This is a genomic window from Bacillus sp. Pc3 (genome assembly GCF_000815145.1).
Taxonomy (GTDB): domain Bacteria; phylum Bacillota; class Bacilli; order Bacillales; family Bacillaceae; genus Bacillus; species Bacillus velezensis.
The window spans coordinates 405,708-429,621 of record NZ_CP010406.1; the positions used below are offsets into that span (position 1 = coordinate 405,708).

The following is a 23,914-nucleotide window of genomic DNA, read 5'->3' on the forward strand; positions in this document are numbered from 1 at the left end:
TATCCCGTAAAACGCAGAAAAGAGGACAGACGACACTCGCCCATCCTCTTTCCTTGTTATTCAGACGGTTTATCTGAATGCAGTTCGTGAATCAATGTTTCAATACGATTGCCGTACTCAATTGATTCATCAAATTCAAATTCAAGCTCAGGCGTTTTGCGGAGTCTGATTCGGCTGCCGATTTCGGAACGGATAAACCCTTTCGCTTTCTCAAGCCCTTTCAGCGCCTCCTCTTTCTTTTTCTCTCCGCCGAGAACGGAGATATACACCTTCGCTATTTGTAAATCACCTGAAACGCGTACGTCTGTTACAGTGAGAAATCCGATTCTCGGGTCTTTCAGCTTTCGGCTGATAATATCCCCGAGCTCTTTTTTCATCTGCTCGCCGACACGGTTTGCTCTCATACTCAATTCAATCACCTCTAAGTTAAAACCACTCTGTTCTAGTGATCGTCCGTTCTATTTCGGGAAAGGAGTCAATAAACGCGAGTACGCGCTGGATCTCCTTTTCCGCCTGAACGTGAGAGGAGGAGACGACGGCGATTCCGAAGCTGGTCCGCTGCCAAGTGTCCTGATAGCCGATTTCTGCGGCCGACACGTTGAACTTATTCTGAACCCTCGTTATAATCCGCTTCAGAACGGCTCGTTTCTCCTTTAATGATCCCGCATCATAAATGATGCATTCACATTCCGCAAATCCGATCACTTTCTTTCGATTTCCTGCATGACATACGCTTCAATGATGTCGCCTTCGCGAATGTCATTGTATTTCTTAATTGTAATACCACATTCATATCCTTGTGAAACTTCTTTCACATCATCTTTGAAGCGTTTCAGAACGTCTACTTCGCCTTCGAAGATAACGACGCCGTCACGGATCAGGCGGAGTCCGCTGTCACGTGTAATGTGGCCGTCTGTTACATATCCGCCGGCAATCGTGCCGATTTTCGACACTTTGAATGTTTGGCGCACTTCAACCTGACCGATGACTTTTTCTTCGTATTCAGGATCAAGCATTCCTTTCATCGCCGCTTCAATTTCTTCGATGACTTTGTAAATGATACGGTGAAGACGGATATCTACATTTTCAGCTTCAGCCGTGCTCTTAGCATTTCCGTCTGGGCGCACATTAAACCCGATAACGATTGCATTTGAAGCAGATGCGAGAATGATGTCTGATTCCGTAATCGCACCGACGCCTGTGTGAATGATTTTCACTTTTACGCCTTCTACTTCAATTTTTTGAAGAGCGGCTGTTAACGCTTCGGCTGAACCTTGAACGTCAGCTTTTACGATTAAATTGATGTCTTTGACATCGCCTTGTTTAATTTGTTCAAACAGATCATCGAGGCTCAGCTTCGCTTTGTCGCTGCGCTGTTCTTCCAGTTGCTTGGAAGCGCGTGCTTCACCGACAGAACGGGCTGTTTTTTCGTCTTTAAAGACGAGGAATTGATCGCCAGCCTGCGGTACGTCGTTTAAGCCCGTGATTTCTACAGGTGTGGACGGTCCGGCTGTTTTCACGCGGCGGCCGAGATCATTGACCATGGCCCGCACGCGGCCGAATGTATTTCCGACAACGATCGGATCTCCGACATTCAATGTTCCCGTTTGAACGAGAAGTGTCGCGACAGATCCTCTTCCTTTATCGAGCTCAGCTTCAATAACCGTTCCTTTTGCCTGACGGTTCGGATTGGCTTTCAGCTCTTCCACTTCACTGACAAGCAGAATCATTTCGACAAGCTCGTCAATTCCCTTGCCTGTAAGAGCGGACAGAGGAACGAAAATCGTTTCTCCTCCCCATGCTTCAGGAACGAGTCCGTATTCAGTCAGCTCCTGCATGACACGGTCAGGGTTCGCGCTTTCTTTATCCACTTTATTCACGGCAACGATAATCGGAACCTCAGCCGCTTTCGCATGGTTGATGGCTTCGACTGTCTGCGGCATAACGCCGTCATCAGCCGCTACGACTAAAATGGTAATATCAGTTACTTCCGCACCGCGCGCACGCATTGTTGTGAACGCCGCGTGTCCCGGAGTATCTAAGAACGTGATTTTTTTGCCGTTTTCTTCGATCTGGTAAGCCCCGATATGCTGGGTGATTCCGCCGGCTTCACCTTCAACAACTTTTGTTTTTCTGATGCTGTCAAGGAGGGTCGTTTTCCCGTGGTCAACGTGGCCCATGATCGTCACGACAGGCGGACGGATTTGAAGATCTTCTTCTTTGTCAGCCTCTTCATATTTTTCAAGCTCAGTTTCTTCAAGCACAATCACTTCTTCTGTTTCTACACCGTATTCAGATGCGATCAGTTCGATTGTGTCTTTGTCAAGCTCCTGGTTAATGGTAGCCATTACGCCCAGAAGCATCAATTTTTTAATGAGTTCAGACGGCTCTTTGCCCAGTTCCTCGGCTAAAGCTCCGACTGTTAAAGAGCCGGAAAACGTAATTTTCTCAGGAAGCTCTTTTTTCGGCTTCAGCGGTTTTTGCTGATACTGATTTTTGTTGTTATGATTGCGTTTGTTTTTGTTTTTGTTGTTGTTGTTATTCTTCTTGTTTTTGTTAAATTGATTATTCTGCACGTCATTCTTCTTTCCGTCTCGAATTTTGTTTGGTTGATTCCCAGCAGGCTGCTGATTAATCCCTTGCGGCTTGTTTTTGTTCGTTTCCGCAGGCTTCTGAGATGTAACGCCGGCGCCGCCTTTTTTAAATTTCGCATCAAGCTGCTTAATGGTCTTTTCTTCAAGCATTGCCATATGGTTATTTACTACTATATCCATGTTTTTCAGCGCAGTCAAAATTTCCTTACTTGAAACATTGATGGCTTTTGCATATTCGTAAACTCTCATTTTAGCCATTCGTTCACCCCCAAAAATATTAATCGAGCAAGCTGATCAGCTTATTCGCAAAACCTTGGTCAGTGACGGCGACAACGACACGTGATTCCTTGCCGATAGAGCGGCCGAGATCAGCGCGGCTTTCGACTTTTTTATAAGGCACTTTATAATAATTGCATTTATCGGATACTTTTTTTGCAGTATTCGCAGATGCATCTTCTGTCAGCAGAACAAGTTTTGCACGCGCATTTCTAATTTCTTTTATAACCAAGTCCTCGCCCGACACGACCTTACGAGCTCGATTGGCCAGACCCAGCAAGGGAAACCATTCCATTCCAGACATGTTATTTTTTCACCTTTTCCGCCAGTTCCAGCAATTCTTCGAAAATCTGGTCATCGATTTGTGATTGAAATTGATTTTGCAATGTGTTTTTCTTTTTCGCAGCTAAGATGCATTCTTTCTCAAGGGTGATATAGGCACCCCGCCCGTTCTTCTTTCCGGTCGGATCGACTGAAATCTCTCCTTCTTTAGAACGGACAATTCGGATCAGTTCCTTTTTAGGCTTCATTTCCCCCGTTACCACGCATTTGCGCAGAGGAATTTTTTTTCGCTTATTCACCTAAAGTCACCTCTTATTCATCCGATTCGGCTGTTTCAGGCTCCATAAAGAGCGGCTCTAAATCGTCATCTTCTTCATGCTCTCTCGGATAGATGCCAAGGTCTCTTGCATCCGTTTCACTTTTGATATCGATTTTCCAGCCTGTCAGTTTCGCAGCTAAGCGGGCGTTTTGCCCTCTTTTTCCGATTGCCAGAGAAAGCTGGTAATCAGGAACGATGACAGTCGTGGCTTTTTCTTCTTCGCTGACGATGACATCCAGCACTTTAGACGGGCTGAGCGCATTGGCAACAAATTCAACCGGATCGTCAGACCAGTTGACGATATCAATTTTTTCGCCTTTCAGTTCATTGACGATCGCCTGCACGCGCTGGCCTTTAGGACCGACGCATGAACCGACCGGATCAACGTCAGGATCATCAGTGCGGACGGAGATTTTAGAGCGGTCGCCCGCTTCTCTGGCAACGGATTTCAGTTCGACCGTTCCGTCATAAATTTCCGGCACTTCGATTTCAAAAAGACGCTTCAACAGACCAGGATGCGTTCTTGATACATAGATCTGAGGCCCTTTTGTCGTTTTTTCGACCTTTGTGATAAATACTTTAATCCGATCGTGCGGTTTATAGCTCTCATTCGGCATTTGTTCATTGACGGGCAGCAGCGCTTCAATCTTGCCGAGAGACACGTAAATAAACTTGCTGTCTAAGCGCTGTACAATTCCCGTCATGATGTCTTCTTCACGATCGATAAATTCTGAGTAAATCACGCCGCGCTCAGCTTCACGGACACGCTGCGTCACCACTTGTTTCGCCGTCTGCGCAGCAATGCGGCCGAAGTCTTTCGGCGTTACTTCTATTTCAACGACATCTCCGACAAGGTAGTTCGGATGGATGTGCTGGGCGTCGTCAAGCGAGATTTCAAGTCTTGAATCGTATACCTCGTCTACGACATCCTTTCTTGCGAACACGCGGATCGTGCCCGTCTCACGGTTCAGATCGACCCGTACGTTTTGCGCCTGGTTAAAATTTCGCTTATACGCGGAAATTAAGGCAGCTTCAATTGCTTCGATGATAATGTCTTTACTGATGCCTTTTTCTTTTTCAAGAATAGTGAGAGCATCTAATAGTTCACTGCTCATGTTAGCGGTCTCCCCCCTTAAACACTAATACTTCATTCATTAAAATGTTACAGCTAATCTTGCGTTAGCTATTTTTTCATACGGAATATTGACCCGTTTCTTTCTTGTTTTGACCGTCATCTCTATTGTAACAGTTTGTCCATCGAATTCAGCCAATTTGCCTTCAAACACTTTTAAACCGTCAATCGGTTCGTACGTTTTCATGTACACATTTTTGCCCAGTGATTTTTCGAAGTCGGCTTTTTTCTTTAATGGACGCTCGGCTCCAGGAGAAGATACTTCAAGAAAGTAGTTCTGGGTGATCGGATCGGCCTCATCCAGCTTTTCGCTTAACGCTTCGCTGACTTTGGCGCACTCCTCAATATCAACACCGTTCTCGGAATCAATAAACACGCGAAGGAACCAGTTTTGACCCTCTTTGACAAATTCAATGTCTACGAGTTCAAGCTGAAGGTCATCCAGTATGGGCTGAGCCATTTCTTGAACGGTATCAGTCACTTTTTTGCTCATGTTTTTCCTCCTTGTGCTGTCGATATCATATCAGCCGTTCCTCTGCATAAAAACCCTGCTTCAAAAGAGCAGGGGCATTGAGAAAACGATGGACATGTCGAGGCAAAATTGCCTGTTCAATACAAAAGAGCGGGTTTCCCCACTCTTTGCCTCGGTAATCGTTAGCATTTCCAATAAAACTATACCATAACCATATATTTAATGCAAATCAAACTCCGCTCGGAGGCTGTGCACAAAGCTTAAAACAGAGACAGCTGATTTTGGTCCGGAAGCGACTCAAGACAGCCGTGACGGTCTAAATACTCTAAAATGGTTTTTGACACTTTTCCTCGTTTTTGAAGATCCTCTTTTGAAAGGAACTCCCCTTCTTTCCGCGCTTTCACAATATTGAGAGCGGCGTTGGTTCCGAGTCCCGGAATTGAGTTGAACGGCGGGATGAGACTGTTGCCGTCAATGATAAATTCCGAAGCGCTCGAACGGTATAGATCGACCTTCTGGAAGGAATAGCCGCGCTCACACATTTCAAGCGCAAGCTCTAACACGGTAAGGAGGTTTTTCTCCTTCGGCGAAGCATCAAGCCCTTTAGAGCTGATATCATCCATCACCGCTCTGATGGCGGTCGAGCCTTTAATCATTGTATCAATGTCAAAGTCATCTGCGCGGACGGTAAAATACGCAGCATAATATAAAAGCGCGTGATGTACTTTAAAATAGGCAATCCGCACCGCCATCAGCACGTATGCGGCGGCGTGGGCTTTCGGGAACATGTATTTGATTTTTTTACATGAATCAATATACCAGTTCGGCACATTGTTCTTTTTCATTTCTTCTTCCCATTCCGGCGTCAGGCCTTTGCCTTTACGGACGAATTCCATGATTTTAAAGGCCAGTGAAGGCTCAAGGCCCTGATAGATCAAGTAAACCATAATGTCATCACGGCAGCCGATCACTTCGCTCAGTTCACACGTATTGTTGTGTATCAGTTCCTGCGCATTGCCGAGCCATACGTCCGTTCCGTGAGAAAGCCCGGAAATCTGGACAAGCTCGGAGAACGTAGTCGGCTTCGTATCCTCAAGCATCTGCCGCACAAATCGCGTCCCGAATTCAGGAATGCCGAGCGTCCCCGTTTTACAGCCGATCTGCTCTTCAGTAACGCCGAGCGATTCTGTACCTTGGAAAATCTTCATAACTTCCGGATCATCTGTCGGAATCGTCTTCGGATCAATTCCGCTTAAATCCTGGAGCATCCGGATGACGGTCGGATCATCGTGCCCTAATATATCAAGCTTCAGCAGGTTGTCATGAATGGAGTGGAAGTCAAAATGAGTCGTTTTCCATTCAGACCCCGTCGCATCTGCCGGGAATTGTATCGGTGAAAAATCGTAAATATCCATGTAATCCGGGACAACGATAATCCCCCCCGGGTGCTGGCCGGTCGTTCTCTTAACCCCGGTGCAGCCTTGCACCAGACGGTCGATCTCCGCGCCGCGCATGTGCAGGTTGTGGTCGCCCGCATAGCCTTTCACATATCCGTAAGCCGTCTTTTCCGCGACGGTGCCGATCGTTCCAGCGCGATACACGTTATCTTCACCGAACAATACTTTCGTGTAGTTATGGGCATGCGGCTGATACTCACCTGAGAAGTTCAAGTCGATATCGGGTACTTTGTCACCTTTAAAGCCTAAGAACGTTTCAAACGGGATATCATGCCCGTCCTTTTTCAAAGGTGTGCCGCAAGACGGGCAGCTTTTATCCGGCAGGTCAAAACCGGAACCGACTGATCCGTCATTAAAGAATTCGGAATATCGGCAGCTCGGGCACACATAGTGCGGAGCGAGCGGGTTCACTTCAGTGATTTCCGTTAAGGTCGCCACAAGCGATGAACCGACGGACCCCCGGGAGCCGACGAGATAACCGTCATCCAGAGACCGTTTTACAAGCTTATGAGAGATGAGATAAATAACGGCGAACCCATGACCGATGATACTTTTTAATTCTTTTTCTATTCTCGCTTCCACAATTTCGGGAAGCTCTTCACCGTAAATGCTTCTGGCGCGCTGATAGCTCATTTCACGGATTTCTTCATCAGCCCCGTCAATTTTCGGCGTGTACAGATCGTCTTTGATCGGTTTGATCTCATCGACCATCGAAGCGACTTTCTGCGTATTGTCAACCACGATTTCTTTCGCTTTTTCCGCACCCAGAAAGGAGAAAGCCTCCAGCATTTCATCTGTCGTTCTGAAGTGCACTTTAGGCAGTTCGTGTCTGTTTAACGGGTTGGCGCCGCCTTGGGAAGATATTAAGATCTTCCGGTAAATTTTATCCTCATCGTTTAAATAGTGGACATTTCCCGTAGCCACGACCGGCTTATTCAATTTTTCTCCGAGCTTCGTAATGTTGGCGATGATTTCTTTCAGCGCTTTTTCATCCCGGACGAGCTCAAGCTGCAGAAGGTGTCTGTATACTTCCGGCGGCTGCACTTCAAGATAATCATAGAAGGATGCGATATCTTCAACCTCTTCAGGAGATTTTTGCATCATGCCTTCAAAGACCTCACCCCTGTCACAGGCAGAGCCGATTAACAGACCTTCTCTGTATTTATTAAGCTGCGACCTCGGAATGCGCGGCACTCTGTAGAAATATTGAATATGAGAAATGGACACGAGCTTAAACAGATTTTTAAGGCCGGTCTCATTTACGGCAAGCAATGTAGCGTGATAAGGTCTTGATCTCTGATAAGCATTGGATTGTCCCATATTCTCATTCAGCTGATCATGATAAAAAATATCTTTTTCAGCGGCATCTTTGAGCATTTTCAACAGCAGGTAGCCCGTTGCTTCAGCGTCAAAAACCGCTCGGTGATGCTGGGTTAATTCGATATCAAACTTCTTACATAACGTATTTAAGCGGTGATTTTTAAACTCAGGATACAGGAAACGCGCGAGTTCCAGCGTATCAATGACCGGATTTTTCGCTTTTTCCGTTTTCAAAAGACGCTTGTACGCCACATTTAAAAATCCCATATCAAAGCTGGCGTTATGAGCCACAAGCACGTCATCGCCGATCCATTCTTTAAAATCCCGGACGACGTCAACGACATCGGGAGCGTCGCGGACCATGTCGTCCGTAATCCCGGTAAGCTCTATCGTCGTTGCTGACAGCGGATGGTGCGGATTGGCGAACGCTTCGAATTTATCGATAATTTCTCCGCCTCTTATTTTGACTGCGGCAAGCTCAATGATGGTGTCATACACTGCGGACAGACCTGTCGTTTCAACGTCAAAGACAACGTATGTGTCTTCTTCCAGGAGACGGTGAGCTGGATTGTATGCGATCGGAACGCCGTCATCTACGATATTGGCTTCCATTCCGTAAATCATTTTAATGCCGTGTTTTTTCGCGGCGGAATAGGCATCCGGGAAAGACTGCACAACGGCATGATCAGTTAACGCAATCGCTTCATGTCCCCATTTTTTCGCCTGTTCGACAAGCTTTCCGATGCCCGTTACAGCATCCATTTGGCTCATCGGAGAATGCAGATGAAGCTCAACCCGTTTTTCGCCTTCAGGAGCGGTGTCTTCACGGGTTTTGGCTTTTATTTCATTCACGTCATTTGCAATCATGACGAGGTCTCTAACGAATGTATCGTTTTGAATGCTTCCCCGCGCCTTCACCCACATGCCTTTTTTCAGCGTTTTCATCAAAGCGGCGTCTTCTTTTTCTCTGGCGAACATTTTTACTAAAATGCTGTTTGTATAGTCCGTGATTTTGAAAATGCAGAGCGTGCGTCCGCTTTTCAGCTCGCGTGTTTCAGCATCAAACACAAACCCCTGCACCGTAATTCTTCTTTCTTCATCCATGATGCTGTCAAGCGTCCGGATTTCTTCGTTCTCTTTAATTTGATAGCCGATGACAAGCGGTCCGGACGGTGCCTGATCCTCATCGCCCTCTTTTTCCTTCTTCTCCATCTCGATAAGCGCCTGCATCGCCCGCTCCTGATCTTCAGCAAGCTTTTGCTCGCGGAATTTCTGGACTTCTTGGTCAGATACGAAAATTTCGGTATCCAGCTGCAGTTCCGGAAAGCCGAATTGGCGGTAGCTGTGCTGAATCAGTGCGCTGTATTTATTTTTGAGCGCAGATGCTTCTGTATCTGTTTTTGTTTTCACGATCAGTTTGTTTCCCTTGAGCTTCGGCTTCTGCTGATTCAAAAGAGCCACCATCGGCGGCGAGGTTCCTTCAAGCTCTTCAATACAGCGTGTCCAATAATCCTGTACAAGCTCCTCTGTCACTGTAGGGTCGATGACCTGAACAGACGATGTGACACGGGCGATGTGAGCAAACGATTGTGTTAACCTCATCATGAATGAATCATATATTTGATACGGCAAAAGAGCCTTAAAGCGAAATTGGAAATGCCAGGCTTTTTCTGCTTTATGGATTGTCAGTTTATCAATCTCTCCGTCTTCAAAGTATGTCATGAAGGTATCATCTGTCATATTAAGCTGCTGCAGAAGAATCTGAAACTGTCTTCTGTTTACTGATAACTGTTCCATTCAGACAGTATCCCTCCCTTAAAACATCATAAGTGAAGGTACCTCCGCAGGTGATGAGGTACCTTCTTTTTTCTCTATTTTAACATGATTTTGTATGATTCGTTATGGTGATTACTTCGTCTTGATAAATTCAGAAAGCTCATCCACTGAAACTTCGGCAGATTCACCGGTTTTGCGGATTTTCACTTCTACGATGCCTTCATCGGCACGTTTTCCGACAGTGATGCGGATCGGAAGGCCGATCAGATCAGAATCAGCAAACTTCACGCCTGCGCGTTCAGCACGGTCATCGTATAATACCTCATAACCTTCCGCCTGGAATTTGCCGTAAAGCTGTTCAGCAAGCTCTTTTTGCGCTTCGTTTTTCATATTCAGCGCCAAAATATGAAGGTCATACGGAGCAACGCTTTTCGGCCAGATCAAGCCTTTTTCGTCGTGATGCTGTTCAGCGATGGCTGAAAGCGTTCTGGACACGCCGATTCCGTAACATCCCATCAGCATCGGCTGCGCACGCCCGTTTTCATCAAGGTATGTCGCATTCATCGCTTCAGAGTAACGCGTGCCGAGTTTAAAGACTTGTCCGACCTCAATCCCTTCAGCGAAACGGATCGTGCCTTTTCCGTCAGGTGACGGATCGCCTTCCTGAATGATTCGAAGATCGGCATATGCTTTTACTGACGCGTCACGTTCGATGTTTACGTTTCGGTAATGACGGTCTTTTTCGTTCGCGCCGCTAACGGCGTTTACCATTACTTTCACGGCTTGGTCGGCATAAATCTCAATGTCGCCGGCAGCGCCGATCGGCCCCGCAAATCCCGGCTCCGTGCCAAGTTTCTCTGCTACTTCTTCATGAGACGCAAGCTCAACCACTTCCGCGTTCAGAAGGTTTTTCACTTTCACGTCATTGACCTCATGATCGCCTCTTACTAACACGAGAACAAATCGGTCATCAGCTTTAAACAGCATTGATTTGATGCAGGCGCTCGGCTCGATCTGCAAGAATGAAGCGAGCTCTTCAATGCTTTTGACATTCGGCGTATCAATTTCCTCCAATGCTTTGGGTGTTTCATCTGACGGCTCGCTGTTCATGACAACTTCCGCCATTTCCGTATTGGCTGCGTAAGAGGATCCATCGGAATAAGCGATGGTATCTTCCCCTATTTCAGAAAGAGCCATAAATTCATGCGTGTCTTTTCCGCCCATCGCGCCCGAGTCGGCAATAACGGGACGGACGTTTAATTCACAGCGTGCGAAAATGCTGCTGTATGCGCCGTACATGTTTTGGTATGTTTCCTCCAGACTTTCTTCAGAAGCATGGAAAGAATACGCATCTTTCATGATGAATTCGCGTCCGCGCAATAAGCCGAAACGCGGGCGTTTTTCATCTCTGAATTTAGACTGGATCTGGTAAAGAGTGAGCGGCAGACGCTTATAAGATTTCACCTCATCGCGCACGAGAGAAGTAATGACTTCTTCATGCGTCGCGCCTAAAGCAAATTCACGGCCGTGGCGGTCTTTCAGACGCATTAATTCAGGCCCGTACGTATACCACCTGCCTGATTCCTGCCATGTTTCAGCCTGCTGAAGGGCCGGCATCAGCATTTCCACCGCGTTGATTTTTTCCATTTCTTCACGCACGATCTTCTGAATGTTTTGAATGACCCTGTAAGCCAGGGGCATGTAGCTGTAAACCCCGCTCGTATTTTGTCTGATAAATCCCGCTCTCAGCAGAAGCTTATGGCTTTTTGCTTCAGCATCAGCCGGCACTTCTCTCAGGGTCGGAATAAGCGTCAAACTTTGTCTCATGTCTTCGCACCTCTGATTTTTTACTAGTCAATTATAAGAATAAACGCTGGATATCGTTCCATGTGACAACCAGCATAAGAAGCATTAAGAAAGCTACGCCGATAAATACGACAAATGCTTCCTTGTCACGGTTTATCGGCTTGCCGCGGATTGCTTCAATGAATAAAAACAGCAGCCGCCCGCCGTCAAGCGCCGGTATCGGCAGCAGGTTGACAATTCCCAGGTTGATGCTTAAAAACGCCGCAAACTGGAATAGGTTGATAATACCGGTTTTTGCAACTTGATCCGTCATATCATAAATGCCGACAGGACCCGAAAGCATATCAAGCTTAAACTGGCCTGTCACAAGTTTGCTCAGATTGGTCAGGATCGCTTTTGTGACATCAACGGTAGATGTCGCGCCGTAGGCAATCGCTGCAAGCGCGCCTTTTTCAGTCGGCGCATAAGAGCCGAAGCGGCCGATTGTTTTTTTATTTTCATCTTTTACAGCTTCAGGTGTAACCGAGATATGAAACGATTTGCCGTCCCGTTTGACGGCGACATCGATTTTTTTCCCGGGATTTTCTTTTACCGCTGTCACGATGTCGGTCCATGACCTCATTTTTTCACCGTTAATGCTCTGGATATAGTCGCCTTCTTTTAAACCGGCAGCCGCTGCGCGTCCATTGTCTGTCAGCTTCCCGAGCTCAGGCTGATTCGAAGGCACGCCTTGAATGAATCCAAGCATGACGAGAATGACATACGCTAAGATGAAGTTCATTATCGGACCGGCAGCAATCGCCTTAATCCGCTTCCATACGGGTTTAGACCCGAATTGTCGATTGTAAGGCGCAATCTGCACTTCTTCTCCGTCTACGATAAAAAAAGAGGTCTGACTGACAGTAAAGCCCGCCAGTTCATCTTCTTTCCCCTGCTCGTACCCGGTAATCTTCATTTCGTGCTCAAGATCAGCCGTCTCCACCTCGATAATTAAAGCGTCGGGATATTTTTCCTTTTGATTAATGATGACTTTTTCCACTTCGTCATCTTTATTAAAAAGAAGCCCGACGGTATAACCGGGTTTGACTTCAATCATCTCCGGGTCTTCACCGGCCATGCGGACGAACCCGCCGACCGGAAGGAGTCTGATCGTATACACGGTTTCATTCTTTTTAAATGAAAAGATTTTAGGGCCGAAGCCGATCGCAAATTCACGGCAAAGGATTCCCGCTCTTTGGGCGAGCAATAAATGCCCGAGCTCATGGAAAAAAACGAGCGTTCCGAAAATAATAATAAACGCGATAACTGTATTCACGAACATACCACCTTATGTGAGTATTGAATTAACGTATCCCCGGGTGTCTTTGTCCACTTCTTGGATATCCGCAAGACTCGGATCCTGAATTACGCTGTGACGGTCCAATGCTTTTTCAATCAGGTCCTCAATCGATAAGAATGAAATCCGTCCGGCAAGAAAAGCGGCAACGGCTTCTTCGTTGGCCGCATTTAAAACCGTCGGCATCGTTCCCCCTATTTTACCTGATTCAAAGGCAAATTGTAAGCAGCGGAACCTTTCAAAGTCAGCTTTCGCAAAATGGAGGTTTCCGATCTCCCATAATTCAAGCCTTTTAGTTTCAGGCAGAGGCAGACGGTCCGGATATGTCAGCGCATATTGAATCGGCACCCTCATGTCCGGATTTCCGAGCTGGGCGATGACGCTTCTGTCGTGAAATTCAACCATCGAATGAATGATGCTCTCCTTATGTAATACAACGTCAATCTGTTCATACGGAATGTCAAACAGCCAATGCGCCTCAATGACTTCAAGTCCTTTATTCATCATTGTAGCCGAGTCAATCGTAATTTTTGCGCCCATCGACCAGTTCGGGTGGTTAAGGGCGTCGGCAATCGTTACAGACTCAAGCTCCTGCCGCGTTTTATCTCTGAAACTGCCGCCGGATGCCGTAATGATCAGGCGCTCGATATTTTTGCTCTGTTCGCCTTGCAGGGCTTGAAAAATAGCGGAATGTTCGCTGTCGACCGGAAGAAGAGGAACACCGTATCGTTTTGCGTGTCCTTTCACTATATGCCCGGCAGTGACGAGAGTTTCCTTATTTGCAAGCGCAATTGTTTTTTTCTGTTCAATCGCTTTCAAAGTCGGGATTAAACCGACGCTTCCAAGCAGCGCATTGACCACGATATCCACTTCGTCCATGACTGCCGCTTCAATCAGGCCTTCTTCTCCGATGCCGATTTGACATTCATGAGAAAAAGACGCTTCTTTCACTTTTTGGTATGTATCCATGTCGCCGACTGCTACATATTTCGGCTGAAACGTTCTGATCAACGGGATCGCTTTCTCGGCGTTTTTACCGAAAGTCATCGAGACGAGACGGAACTGATCTTGATGCATGCGCAATACGTCTAACGTCTGCTCCCCTATTGATCCTGTTGCTCCTAAAAGACAAATATTCTTCAAAATGCCACTCCCATTCTATGCGTCCAGATCGGTCTTATTTTCATATTAGCCTTTCTCATGAAAAAAGCGCAAGCAGAAAGTATAAGAACGGCATGACAAACAAAAAGCTGTCAAATCGATCTAAAATGCCGCCGTGCCCGGGAAGGATTTTTCCCGAATCCTTCACATCATAGTGCCGCTTAAGCGCTGATTCAACCAAATCCCCGATCTGTCCGAATACAGACAGAACAAGCGTGATGACCAAAAGAACCGGGTATGAAATCGGAAGGTGCGCAAACAGCTGAAAAACAGCCGTAAAAATAAGGGCGATGACAATACCGCCGAGAAACCCTTCCACTGTTTTGTTGGGGCTGATTTCGGGCCACAGCTTCCGCTTCCCGAGCGACTTTCCGACGAAATATGCGCCTGAGTCCGTTGACCATATGACAACACAGGCATAAAAGATATACAAAAGCCCGTTTGTTTCAATGTTTCTGATTTCAATAAAATAATGAAAACACAGTCCGATATATACCGTCGCGAGAACGATAAACCCGACTTCATCAAACGTAAAGGTGTTTTTCACGAGCACCGTATAGCTGAGCAGAATCAATACTGCGAAAATCGTTACTTCCATTTTCGCATCGAAAAAATGATATTTGTCCGGCATCATATACAGCCATAACAACAAGAGGCTGATCAGACCCGGAAAAGAAAAAAATCTGAGCTTTTTCATCCGCAAAAGCTCAAAAAGCGCTATACTTCCCATCACGTAAACAAATACGGTGAACGGCAATCCTCCGAAAATAACCAAAAATAAAAATAATGCCGCTGCCAGAACACCTGTTAACAATCTTTGTTTCATTTCCACCATCCTCTAAATTCCGCCAAACCTCCGGCCCCGCTGCTGAAATTCTCCCACTGCCTGCAGAAAGTGATCTTCTTTAAAATCGGGCCACAGGACATCTGTAAAAACAAATTCACTGTAAGCCACCTGCCAAAGCATAAAGTTGCTCAATCTGATTTCTCCGCTCGTTCTGATGAGCAGCTCCGGGTCCTGGATTGATTCTGTCATTAAATGCCCGGAAAAGAGCGCTTCATCAATGTCTTCGATATTCAGCGTGCCGCTTTTCACCTGTTCAGCCAGTGCTTTTGCCGCATTGACGATTTCCGTGCGTCCGCCGTAGTTCAAAGCGAAATTGAGAATCAGCCCGTCATTTTGTTCTGTATCTTTTACGGCCTTCTCAATCGCCCTGTACGTATGAGAAGGGAGCGCGGATTCATCTCCGATAATTTTCACCTGTACATTTTCCTCTATTAATTCAGGAAGATACGTATTCAGGAACTCTTCCGGAAGCTTCATCAAAAAGTCGACTTCCATCTTCGGGCGCTTCCAGTTCTCTGTTGAAAACGCATAAAGAGTCAGAACTTTAACGCCGAGCTGACTTGCGAGCTTTGTCACCCTTTTTACCACTTTCATTCCTTCATGATGTCCTGCAATCCGAGGGAGTGAACGCTTCTTCGCCCAGCGTCCGTTTCCGTCCATAATAATGGCAATGTGTGCGGGAATTTCACCCTTCAGTATGTCTTCTTTTGTATACCGTTCTAAGTTGGAAGCCGCATTCTGCTGATTCTTCCAATTTTTGAGTATGTTGAGCATGAGATTCCTCCGTCACCCAAAAAGGTTGCGTTGCTGATGATCAATGTAATCAACAGTATTAACAAAAAAACCCCCTGTAAACATGAGAGGGTCTTTTCACATTATCTATTGTACATAGTTTTTCATTAAACTTCCATGATTTCTTTTTCTTTGTCCTTTGTGACGCTGTCAATTTTTGACACATATTCATCTGTCAGCTTTTGAACGTCTTCACTGGAAGCACGAAGCTCGTCTTCTGTGATGTCTCCGTTTTTCTCAAGTTTTTTGAGGTCATCGTTGCTGTCACGGCGGACATTACGGACTGCTACTTTCGCTTCTTCCGCGTATTTTTTCACGACTTTGACAAGTTCTTTACGTCTTTCTTCCGTCAGAGCCGGGATCGCGATGCGGATAATTGTGCCGTCACTTGTCGGCGTTACGCCAAGATCAGCTTTCAGAATCGCTTTTTCAATATCGCCGATTGCCGTTTTGTCATACGGTGTGACAACAAGCATACGCGCTTCAGGCACATTGATGGAAGACAGCTGGTTTAAAGGTGTTTGGGCACCGTAGTATTCTACTGTCACTTTATCCAATAGAGATGGGTTGGCACGTCCTGCGCGGACTGACGCCAATTCACGTGAATAAGCGGCAACCGCTTTTTCCATGCGTTCTTTTGTTTGTGTTAATACTTCGTTTGACAACGTTATTTCCCCCTTACGATCGTTCCGATTGATTCGCCGATTACGGCACGCTTAATATTTCCTTCTTCCATAATAGAAAAGACGATCAGCGGAATATCATTATCCATACATAGTGAAGAAGCCGTAGAATCCATGACTTCCAGCCCGTCTTTTAACACATCGAGATAAGATAATTTTTCGTATTTAACGGCTGACTCATCTTTTCTCGGATCAGCATTATACACACCGTCGACATTATTTTTTGCCATTAAGATCACGTCCGCTTCGATTTCAGCGGCACGCAGCGCTGCGGTTGTGTCCGTAGAGAAATAAGGGTTTCCTGTTCCCGCGGCAAAAATAACAACGCGTTTTTTCTCCAGGTGGCGGATGGCTTTTCTTCTGATGTAAGGCTCAGCGACCTGACGCATTTCAATTGATGTCTGCACTCTGGACTGAATTCCGAGCGTTTCCAGGCTGTCCTGCAGGGCAAGTGAGTTCATGACAGTAGCAAGCATGCCCATATAATCGGCCGTCGCACGGTCCATTCCTAAGTCACTGCCCGTTTTTCCGCGCCATAAGTTGCCGCCGCCTACGACTACGGCCACTTCGACGTCAAGCTCAGCGATTTCTTTTACCTGTTTAGCGATGGATTGGATGACAGTCGGATTAATGCCGTTTCCCTGCTCTCCTGCCAATGCTTCTCCGCTAAGCTTTAAAACGATACGATTGTATTTTGGTTTTTCCATAATAACCTCCAAGTGTAAACATTGCCGTTTCCTATTATGCAAGAGAAAAAAAGGTTTGTAAATATAGTTTTAAAAATAGGGAACACAAGTAGTGTCCCCTATACTGCCTGAAAAGCCGCGAAAGATTCGCCAAGGCTTTCCGCCATTATTTTTTCACTTGGTTCATAACTTCTTCAGCAAAGTTTTCTTGGCGTTTTTCAATACCTTCTCCAACTTCGTAGCGGACGTAAGTTTTAACAGATGCGTTTTTCGCAGCCACAACTTGTTTCACTTTTTCGTCTGGGTTTTTAACGAAAGCTTGGTCTAATAAGCAAATTTCTTCGAAGAATTTGTTCAGACGGCCTTCAACCATTTTAGCTACGATGTTTTCCGGTTTGCCTTCTTGAAGAGCTTGCTGAGTCAGAATCTGACGCTCATGGTTTGCTTCTTCTTCAGACACTTGGTCGCGGGAAATGTAACGAGGATTTACCGCTGCAACATGCATCGCGATGTCTTTTGCAAGATCTTCGTCAGTTGTTCCGCTAAGAACGGATAATACGCCGATGCGGCCTCCCATGTGAAGGTAAGCACCGAACGCTTCGCTGTCTTCTTTTGTAATAACAGCAAAACGGCGAAGAGTGATTTTCTCTCCGATTTTAGCAACGTTGCTTGTGATGTATTCTTCAACAGTAGAACCGTTTTCCATCTTTTGACCCATTGCTTCTTCAAGATCAGCAGGAGCGTTTGCAAGAAGGTGGTCAGCAAGCGTGTTCAGAAGCTCTTTGAAGCCTTCGTTTTTCGCAACGAAATCAGTTTCAGAGTTTACTTCTAAGATAACGCCTTTGTTGCCGTCAGTTTTAATAAGAGTAGAACCTTCAGCAGCGATACGGTCAGCTTTTTTAGCCGCTTTCGCAATTCCTTTTTCTCTCAGAAGGTCGATTGCTTTGTCCATATCTCCGTCAGTTTCAGTCAATGCTTTTTTACAGTCCATCATACCAGCGCCTGTTTTTTGACGCAGTTCTTTTACCTGCTGTGCAGTAATAGCCATTTGAATTCCTCCTTATATGTGTAAACAAGATATGTATAGATACATTTTTCTTGAAAAAAGGTGATAAAAGGCAGTCCCTCTTATCACCTTTTGATTAGGTTACGCAGTTGTCGTTTCTGTTTCAGGTGCAGTCTCTTCAGCAGCTTCCGCTTCTTCTTCGCCTTGCTTCGCTTCAAGAATAGCATCTGCCATTTTAGAAGTAAGAAGTTTGACAGCGCGGATTGCGTCATCGTTTGCAGGGATTACGACATCAATTTCATCAGGATCACAGTTTGTATCTACGATTCCGATGATAGGAATGTTCAATTTGCGAGCTTCGGCAACAGCGATGCGCTCTTTGCGAGGATCGATGATGAATAATGCATCAGGAAGATCCTTCATGTCTTTAATTCCGCCGAGGAATTTTTCAAGACGCTCTAATTCTTTTTTCAATTGAACAACTTCTTTTTTCGGAAGTACTTCAAATGTACCGTTTTCTTGCATTTTCTCGATGTCTTTCAGACGCTTAATGCGTTTTTGGATTGTTTCGAAGTTTGTCAGTGTACCGCCCAACCAGCGTTGGTTGACATAGTACATGCCAGAGCGTACAGCTTCTTCTTTAACAGAATCCTGAGCTTGTTTTTTTGTGCCGACGAAAAGGATTTTTCCGCCTTCAGCAGCAAGGTTTTTCGTGAAGTTGTAAGCTTCCTCTACTTTTTTCACTGTTTTTTGAAGGTCAATGATGTAGATTCCGTTACGCTCCGTGAAAATGTAACGCTTCATTTTTGGGTTCCAGCGGCGTGTTTGGTGGCCGAAGTGAACACCAGCTTCAAGCAATTGTTTCATAGAAATAACTGACATGTGATTTCCTCCTAATAAAATGGTTTTTTTCCTCCGCTTAGGTCATTTTTGTGCAGAACTGCCGTTTGCAGCACCCTCTGCATAAATCGTTAAGCGTGTGTATTTAACACCAAGACATAATATAACACAGCTTTATGCGACAATCAAGAATCCTTTACAGCTTTGCCGCGAAATTTTAAAAACAGCTCGATTTCTGTCTTTCCGCTCTGCATCCGTTTGGCGATTTCCGCGGGGGTGAGCCCTTGTTCATATAATTCTGAAACACGTTCTTCAAACAAATGCGCGCCCCTGTTTTCGTCACTTTCAACCCGTTCCGTTGCACTGATAAGCTTTTCCATGTGGTCCGGAATATCAGGCTCTTCTTTCGGTTCCGGCCGGGGTTCGGCGTCTTCTGCGTCCGGCGCTTGACGGCTTTTTGCGTCTTCGAGTCTTTCATTTTCTTCTTTCAGCTCAAGCAGAAACGCTGCAAGGGTGTTTTCCGTCTCTTCAAGAATCTTCTTCTGCTGGCGCTCCGTCTCCTTGAGGGCTGAAAACCTCGTGTACAGAATAATGACGGCATAAAGCAGTACGCCGTGAAGCACAAAGCTTAAAAGCCATAATAGTGTTGACATGTTTTTCACTCGCTAACCATGAGTTCATTATTGAATTACTTTTTCAAGCAGATGCTTTAATTTAAACAGCGCCTTTGAATGAATCTGTGAAATCCGCGACGTCGAAAGGTTCAGGACTTGTCCGATCTCGGTCAAAGTCAGTTCTTCTTTATAGAATAAACTGACGACAAGCTGCTCTTTTTCAGAGAGCTCGTGAATTTTGCCCGCAAGCTGAGCGATCAGCTCGTCCTTCATGATTTTTTCTTCCGGCGGCACATTTTTGTCATCTCTGATCATCACTTGAATATTCTCACCGTCATCCTGGTCGTGAAGCTTTTCATCAATTGATAAGAGATTGGCAAAAAACCCTTCATTCATCGTTGATACTACGTCCTGCTCCGTCATCCCCAGCTCTTCTGCGATCTCTGAAGGAGTCACATTCCGAAGGTAGCGCTGTTCAAGTTTTTCGATCGCCGCTTCGACTTTTTTTGTCTTCTCCCGTGAAGTTCTGGGCAGCCAATCTTCTTTACGCAGCCCGTCGATGATTGCACCGCGAATTCTAAACGAGGCATAGGTATCAAATTTTAAATCCCGGCCGGGGTCAAATTTTTCCAGGGCATCATATAAACCAAGCATACCAAGGCTCATTAGATCGTCTTTATGCACCGATTTCGGCAGTCCGACGGAAATTCTGCCGACATGATATGTGACCAGCGGCATGTAACGGCGCATTAAATCATCACCGGCTTTAGGATCTTTCCACTCTTTCCAGCGCGACCAAAGCACCTGATCTTCATAATTCAAGGATTGCATTGTTATCCCCCTACCTCATACCTTTATTAAATCGTTGTTTCACCTTGTTTAACAGTTCGAATGTGCAGCATGCAGGACTTTGGCTCAAATTCAATCGTCCGGCCGCTTGAGCCGCCCGTATCTTCACTGATGACCGGAATGTTATACAATGAAAGCTGCTCTTTGATGGCCGCTACATTCCTCGGACCGATTTTCATCAGGTCGTTTGTCATTTTAAACTTAAACATCTCCGCTCCCCCGGCGAGTTTTGCCTTCAGGGCAAACTTGCGGCAGCCGGCTTTCAAAAGCATATCAATCGTCATCTTAACGGCGGTGTCCGCGTATTTTGCACGGTTGAGCTCCGCCGTTTTTGATAAACCGGAGTCCGGCAGCATGACGTGAACGAGTCCTGCCGTTTGTTTGTCTTTATCGTATAAAACCAGCCCTACGCATGAACCGAGTCCCGAGGTCCGGATTTTATCCGGGTAACGCGCGACTTGAACATCCGCAATCCCCACTTTAACGACTGCGGCTTCCGCACGGCTCATAAAGCCGCACCCAATGAGACGAAGAGCTTTTCAAAAGAATCATAGTCCGGGAGCATAAACATGTGGGCTTTGAGCTCCTGCCGGCTGCCCTGGTCAAAAATAGAAGTATCCACGACAATGGCATGCTCTCCGACTTGGCTGAGCTCCATCAGCCCTTCACTGATAACCGCGCCGAACATATCAAGTGAGATTTCCGGCACGCTCGGGTAAATCTCAAGCTTTGTCAAATCAGCCAATGCCGTTAAATAGGAACCTGCTAAAATATTGCCGAACTCATGTAAAGCAGAAGAACTCAAATGATCTTCACCCAACTGGTCAATATCAAAATCCGGATTTCCGATCAGCTCTCTGATAAACTGTTCCGCCTGATGGAAAGGCATGATGAGAAAGATAGAGCCGGTCATGTCGCCTTCCATTCTTAAAAAGATACTGGCGACCGGCGTTTCAGCCCCGCCGAAAAAATCAGCGAGCTCATCAAATGTCAATAAAGTCGCAAACGGCACTTCCATGTCTATCTTTCTGTTCAGCAGCTGAGCCATTGCAGAAGCCGAGTGACCCGCCCCGATATTTCCGACTTCCCGCAAAATATCCATCTGCTCTTCTTTGATCGCTTCAAACTTACTCATGTTGTCTTTTCCCCTTTAAGCATTAGGCTCTCCGGACGCAGATGCCGAAGCACCTTTATCCAGCACCGCATGCGCATCGATAATATTGAGGAGCCTGTTATCTTGCTTGACGATCTGTTTAATCCACACATCCGTTTCCTTTGTCTGGCTTTCAGGCGCGGATTCGATTTCATTTTCATGCACGGTGATGACGTCATTGGCCTCATCCACGACCCATCCGACATCGGCGTCACGATAAGAAATGATGATAATCCGAGTCTCTTCTGTGATGTCCTGTTCAGGCTGATTCAGACGTTTTCTTAAATCAAGAACCGGGGTAATCACTCCGCGCAGATTGATAACGCCGCGGATATAAGATTCCACACCCGGGACCCTCGTCGGTTTTTGCCACTTTTCAATTGATTTCACCTGGGAAACTGAGATAGCGTATTCTTTCCCGTTTATCATAAACACAATCATTTTTTCACCTGTTTTGATTTCAGCAGTCATTCGGGCACCTCCTCGTGTCGTTTTAGTAGATCAGCGCATTGCAATCAATAATCAGCGCCACTTCTCCGTTTCCGAGAATCGTAGCGCCGGAAATCGCAAAGACGTTCGTCAAATAGTCGCCGAGTGATTTCAGTACGACTTCCTGCTGTCCGATAAAAGAGTCCACGACAAAAGCAGTGGATTTATCGCCCTTTTTCACGACGATGACATGGAACTGATCGGCATCCTGTTTTGAATCCGTAATGCCGAATTCTTTTTTCAGATAAACGATCGGAACGATTTGGCCTCTGAAATCAATCACTTCTCTGTCATGCGTCTGCAGGATATCTTTCTTATCAATAACAGCCGTCTCTATAATAGAAGAAATCGGTATCGCAAACGTCTCTTCTTCCAGTTTAATGAGAAGAACGGATATAATTGAAAGTGTCAGCGGAAGCTGGATACTGAAAAGAGAACCTTGGCCTTCCGCGGATTTGACACTGACAGAGCCGCCGAGTGATTCGAGTTTATTTTTTACGACATCCAGGCCGACGCCCCGCCCTGAAATGTCAGAAATTTGATCGGCAGTCGAGAAGCCCGGAGCAAAAATAAGTTCGTAAATCTCATTATCTTCAAGCGTTTCAGCATCACGTTCGGTGATTACACTCCGCTCGAGCGCTTTTTCAAGAATTTTCTTTCTGTTCAGGCCGGCCCCGTCATCTTCAACCTCAATAAAGACGTGGTTGCCGCTGTGATATGCCTTAAGCACGACATGACCTGATTCCGGTTTTCCTTTATTCACCCGCACTTCAGGCGATTCAATGCCGTGATCGATGCTGTTTCTGATTAAATGAACAAGCGGATCGCCGATTTCATCAATCACCGTGCGGTCCAGCTCCGTTTCAGCTCCGATGATGGACAATTCGATTTTCTTGTTTAATTCCTTTTGAAGCTGGCGGATCATTCTCGGGAAACGGTTAAAGACGGTTTCTACCGGCACCATCCGCATATTAAGAATAATAGACTGAAGGTCGCCCGAGATTCTGGTCAGGCGTTCAACGGTTTCAGTCAGCTCATTGTGGTCAAGCTCTTTGGCGATCTGCTCAAGACGTCCGCGGTCAATGACAAGTTCTTCAAAAAGGTTCATTGAAGAATCCAGTCTTTCAATGTTGACGCGAATCGTTTTCGAGCCGCTGTGATGCTTTGGCTGTTCTACCGTTTTCGCTTGCGGCTTAGGCTGTTTCTCAGCCTTTTTAACCGGAGCTTCCTTCACCGGTTCAGCCGCTTGCGGTTTTTCGGCCGTTTTTAACGGCGCACCGGCAGAAATTTCGACATTCTCCACTTCTGAAATGCCGCTGATGAGTTCTTTAATTTCTTCAGCAGGCTGCTTTGTCAAGAAACACACCTGAAAATCCGTTCCGAAATCTTCCGTCTCAAGCACTTCCGCGGCGGGTATTGTTTTTGCGACTTCCCCGGCTTCATTCAGCTTTTCAAATATCATGTACACGCGCACGGCTTTGAGCATGCAGCTTTCATTCAGGGAAACCGTTATTTCATAGCGGCTGAATCCTTGCTCTTCCGCCTCTTCAATAACAGTCCGTTCGAACTCGTCATAATTCCATTCAGTTGAAGCCAGTTGTTTTGAAGCCGGCGGTTCTGCTGTTTCGGCTGAAGCCGCAGTCTCATGCACCGCATTTACGTCGAGCTTCGCACTCACTTCAGAAATATCACGTTTGCCGTCTCCTCCGTCAATAATGGACTGCACCATCTCTTCAAGATGATCAAGCGCTTCAAACAGCACATCCAGCCAATCTGATGTAACGGGCATTTCTCCGTTGCGGATGGCGTCCAGCACATTTTCCATCAGGTGGGTTAAATGCGCCAGATCTGTATATCCCATCGTTGCGCTCATGCCTTTCAGCGTATGGGCAGCTCTGAAGATGTCATGCACAAGCTGAAGGTCTGCCGGATCTTTTTCCAACAGCAGCAGCTTTTCGTTACATGTCTGTAAGTGCTCTTTACTTTCATCAATAAAGACATCTAAATATTGATTCATATCCAAT

Annotated in this window: 23 protein-coding genes; all 23 read right to left on the reverse strand. The window is 46.1% G+C overall.

Translation table 11 applies throughout. The annotated features are described in order from the left end of the window. Window positions 1-56: 56 nt before the first annotated feature. Window positions 57-410, reverse strand: a complete 354-nt coding sequence (rbfA, locus tag SB24_RS01460) for a 30S ribosome-binding factor RbfA (RefSeq protein ID WP_003154185.1) — start codon at window positions 408-410, stop codon at window positions 57-59. A 16-nt stretch (window positions 411-426) separates the two neighbouring features. Then, complete coding sequence (locus SB24_RS01465) at window positions 427-705, reverse strand: DUF503 domain-containing protein (RefSeq protein ID WP_003154188.1); 279 nt, start codon at window positions 703-705, stop codon at window positions 427-429. Beyond that, window positions 702-2,852 (reverse strand): translation initiation factor IF-2, encoded by a 2,151-nt coding sequence (gene infB, locus SB24_RS01470; protein ID WP_007611462.1) that lies wholly within the window; start codon window positions 2,850-2,852, stop codon window positions 702-704. Before infB ends, SB24_RS01465 begins: the two co-directional genes overlap by 4 nt. Window positions 2,853-2,871: 19 nt before the next feature. Beyond that, complete coding sequence (locus tag SB24_RS01475) at window positions 2,872-3,174, reverse strand: YlxQ family RNA-binding protein (RefSeq protein WP_003154192.1); 303 nt, start codon at window positions 3,172-3,174, stop codon at window positions 2,872-2,874. 1 nt (window position 3,175) lies between these two features. After that, window positions 3,176-3,451 (reverse strand): glucose-induced regulator RulR, encoded by a 276-nt coding sequence (gene rulR / locus SB24_RS01480; protein WP_003154193.1) that lies wholly within the window; start codon window positions 3,449-3,451, stop codon window positions 3,176-3,178. A 13-nt stretch (window positions 3,452-3,464) separates the two neighbouring features. Beyond that, window positions 3,465-4,586, reverse strand: coding sequence for a transcription termination factor NusA (gene nusA, locus SB24_RS01485; protein ID WP_003154195.1), 1,122 nt, complete (start codon window positions 4,584-4,586; stop codon window positions 3,465-3,467). 39 nt (window positions 4,587-4,625) lie between these two features. Continuing rightward, complete coding sequence (gene rimP / locus SB24_RS01490) at window positions 4,626-5,096, reverse strand: ribosome maturation factor RimP (protein ID WP_007409801.1); 471 nt, start codon at window positions 5,094-5,096, stop codon at window positions 4,626-4,628. Window positions 5,097-5,335: 239 nt separating this feature from the next. After that, window positions 5,336-9,649: a PolC-type DNA polymerase III gene (locus tag SB24_RS01495; protein WP_015417483.1), complete on the reverse strand. Its 4,314-nt coding sequence runs from the start codon at window positions 9,647-9,649 to the stop codon at window positions 5,336-5,338. Window positions 9,650-9,760: 111 nt separating this feature from the next. Beyond that, the gene (gene proS / locus SB24_RS01500; RefSeq protein WP_039251495.1) at window positions 9,761-11,455 is read right to left on the reverse strand and encodes a proline--tRNA ligase; all 1,695 of its coding nucleotides are present in this window, start codon (window positions 11,453-11,455) and stop codon (window positions 9,761-9,763) included. Window positions 11,456-11,486: 31 nt separating this feature from the next. Then, window positions 11,487-12,755 carry an RIP metalloprotease RseP gene (gene rseP / locus SB24_RS01505; RefSeq protein ID WP_007611459.1) on the reverse strand — a complete coding sequence of 423 codons (1,269 nt, stop codon included), beginning with the start codon at window positions 12,753-12,755 and terminating at the stop codon, window positions 11,487-11,489. Between the two features lie 6 nt (window positions 12,756-12,761). Further along, window positions 12,762-13,913: a 1-deoxy-D-xylulose-5-phosphate reductoisomerase gene (gene dxr, locus SB24_RS01510; RefSeq protein ID WP_039251497.1), complete on the reverse strand. Its 1,152-nt coding sequence runs from the start codon at window positions 13,911-13,913 to the stop codon at window positions 12,762-12,764. A gap of 55 nt (window positions 13,914-13,968) precedes the next feature. Next, a complete protein-coding gene (locus SB24_RS01515) occupies window positions 13,969-14,766 on the reverse strand; it encodes a phosphatidate cytidylyltransferase (protein WP_007409796.1) in 798 nt (265 codons plus the stop codon). A gap of 3 nt (window positions 14,767-14,769) precedes the next feature. Then, window positions 14,770-15,552, reverse strand: a complete 783-nt coding sequence (locus SB24_RS01520; protein ID WP_007611457.1) for an undecaprenyl pyrophosphate synthase — start codon at window positions 15,550-15,552, stop codon at window positions 14,770-14,772. A 125-nt stretch (window positions 15,553-15,677) separates the two neighbouring features. Beyond that, on the reverse strand, window positions 15,678-16,235 hold the full coding sequence (gene frr, locus SB24_RS01525; protein ID WP_003154212.1) for a ribosome recycling factor: 558 nt from the start codon (window positions 16,233-16,235) through the stop codon (window positions 15,678-15,680). Window positions 16,236-16,237: 2 nt separating this feature from the next. Then, window positions 16,238-16,960, reverse strand: a complete 723-nt coding sequence (gene pyrH, locus SB24_RS01530; protein WP_003154213.1) for a UMP kinase — start codon at window positions 16,958-16,960, stop codon at window positions 16,238-16,240. Window positions 16,961-17,105: 145 nt separating this feature from the next. Beyond that, window positions 17,106-17,987 (reverse strand): translation elongation factor Ts, encoded by an 882-nt coding sequence (gene tsf, locus SB24_RS01535; protein ID WP_007409794.1) that lies wholly within the window; start codon window positions 17,985-17,987, stop codon window positions 17,106-17,108. Between the two features lie 99 nt (window positions 17,988-18,086). Continuing rightward, window positions 18,087-18,827 carry a 30S ribosomal protein S2 gene (gene rpsB, locus SB24_RS01540; protein WP_003154215.1) on the reverse strand — a complete coding sequence of 247 codons (741 nt, stop codon included), beginning with the start codon at window positions 18,825-18,827 and terminating at the stop codon, window positions 18,087-18,089. 143 nt (window positions 18,828-18,970) lie between these two features. Beyond that, window positions 18,971-19,438 carry a DUF6115 domain-containing protein gene (locus tag SB24_RS01545; RefSeq protein ID WP_039251501.1) on the reverse strand — a complete coding sequence of 156 codons (468 nt, stop codon included), beginning with the start codon at window positions 19,436-19,438 and terminating at the stop codon, window positions 18,971-18,973. Between the two features lie 27 nt (window positions 19,439-19,465). Next, window positions 19,466-20,230 (reverse strand): RNA polymerase sigma-28 factor SigD, encoded by a 765-nt coding sequence (sigD, locus tag SB24_RS01550; protein ID WP_003154217.1) that lies wholly within the window; start codon window positions 20,228-20,230, stop codon window positions 19,466-19,468. Between the two features lie 26 nt (window positions 20,231-20,256). After that, window positions 20,257-20,757 (reverse strand): chemoreceptor glutamine deamidase CheD, encoded by a 501-nt coding sequence (gene cheD, locus SB24_RS01555; protein ID WP_003154219.1) that lies wholly within the window; start codon window positions 20,755-20,757, stop codon window positions 20,257-20,259. Further along, window positions 20,754-21,383 (reverse strand): CheY-P phosphatase CheC, encoded by a 630-nt coding sequence (gene cheC / locus SB24_RS01560; RefSeq protein ID WP_003154222.1) that lies wholly within the window; start codon window positions 21,381-21,383, stop codon window positions 20,754-20,756. Before cheC ends, cheD begins: the two co-directional genes overlap by 4 nt. Window positions 21,384-21,398: 15 nt before the next feature. After that, window positions 21,399-21,872: a chemotaxis protein CheW gene (cheW, locus tag SB24_RS01565; protein ID WP_003154225.1), complete on the reverse strand. Its 474-nt coding sequence runs from the start codon at window positions 21,870-21,872 to the stop codon at window positions 21,399-21,401. A 22-nt stretch (window positions 21,873-21,894) separates the two neighbouring features. Further along, a complete protein-coding gene (gene cheA / locus SB24_RS01570; protein ID WP_039251503.1) occupies window positions 21,895-23,913 on the reverse strand; it encodes a chemotaxis protein CheA in 2,019 nt (672 codons plus the stop codon). Window position 23,914 lies beyond the last annotated feature (1 nt).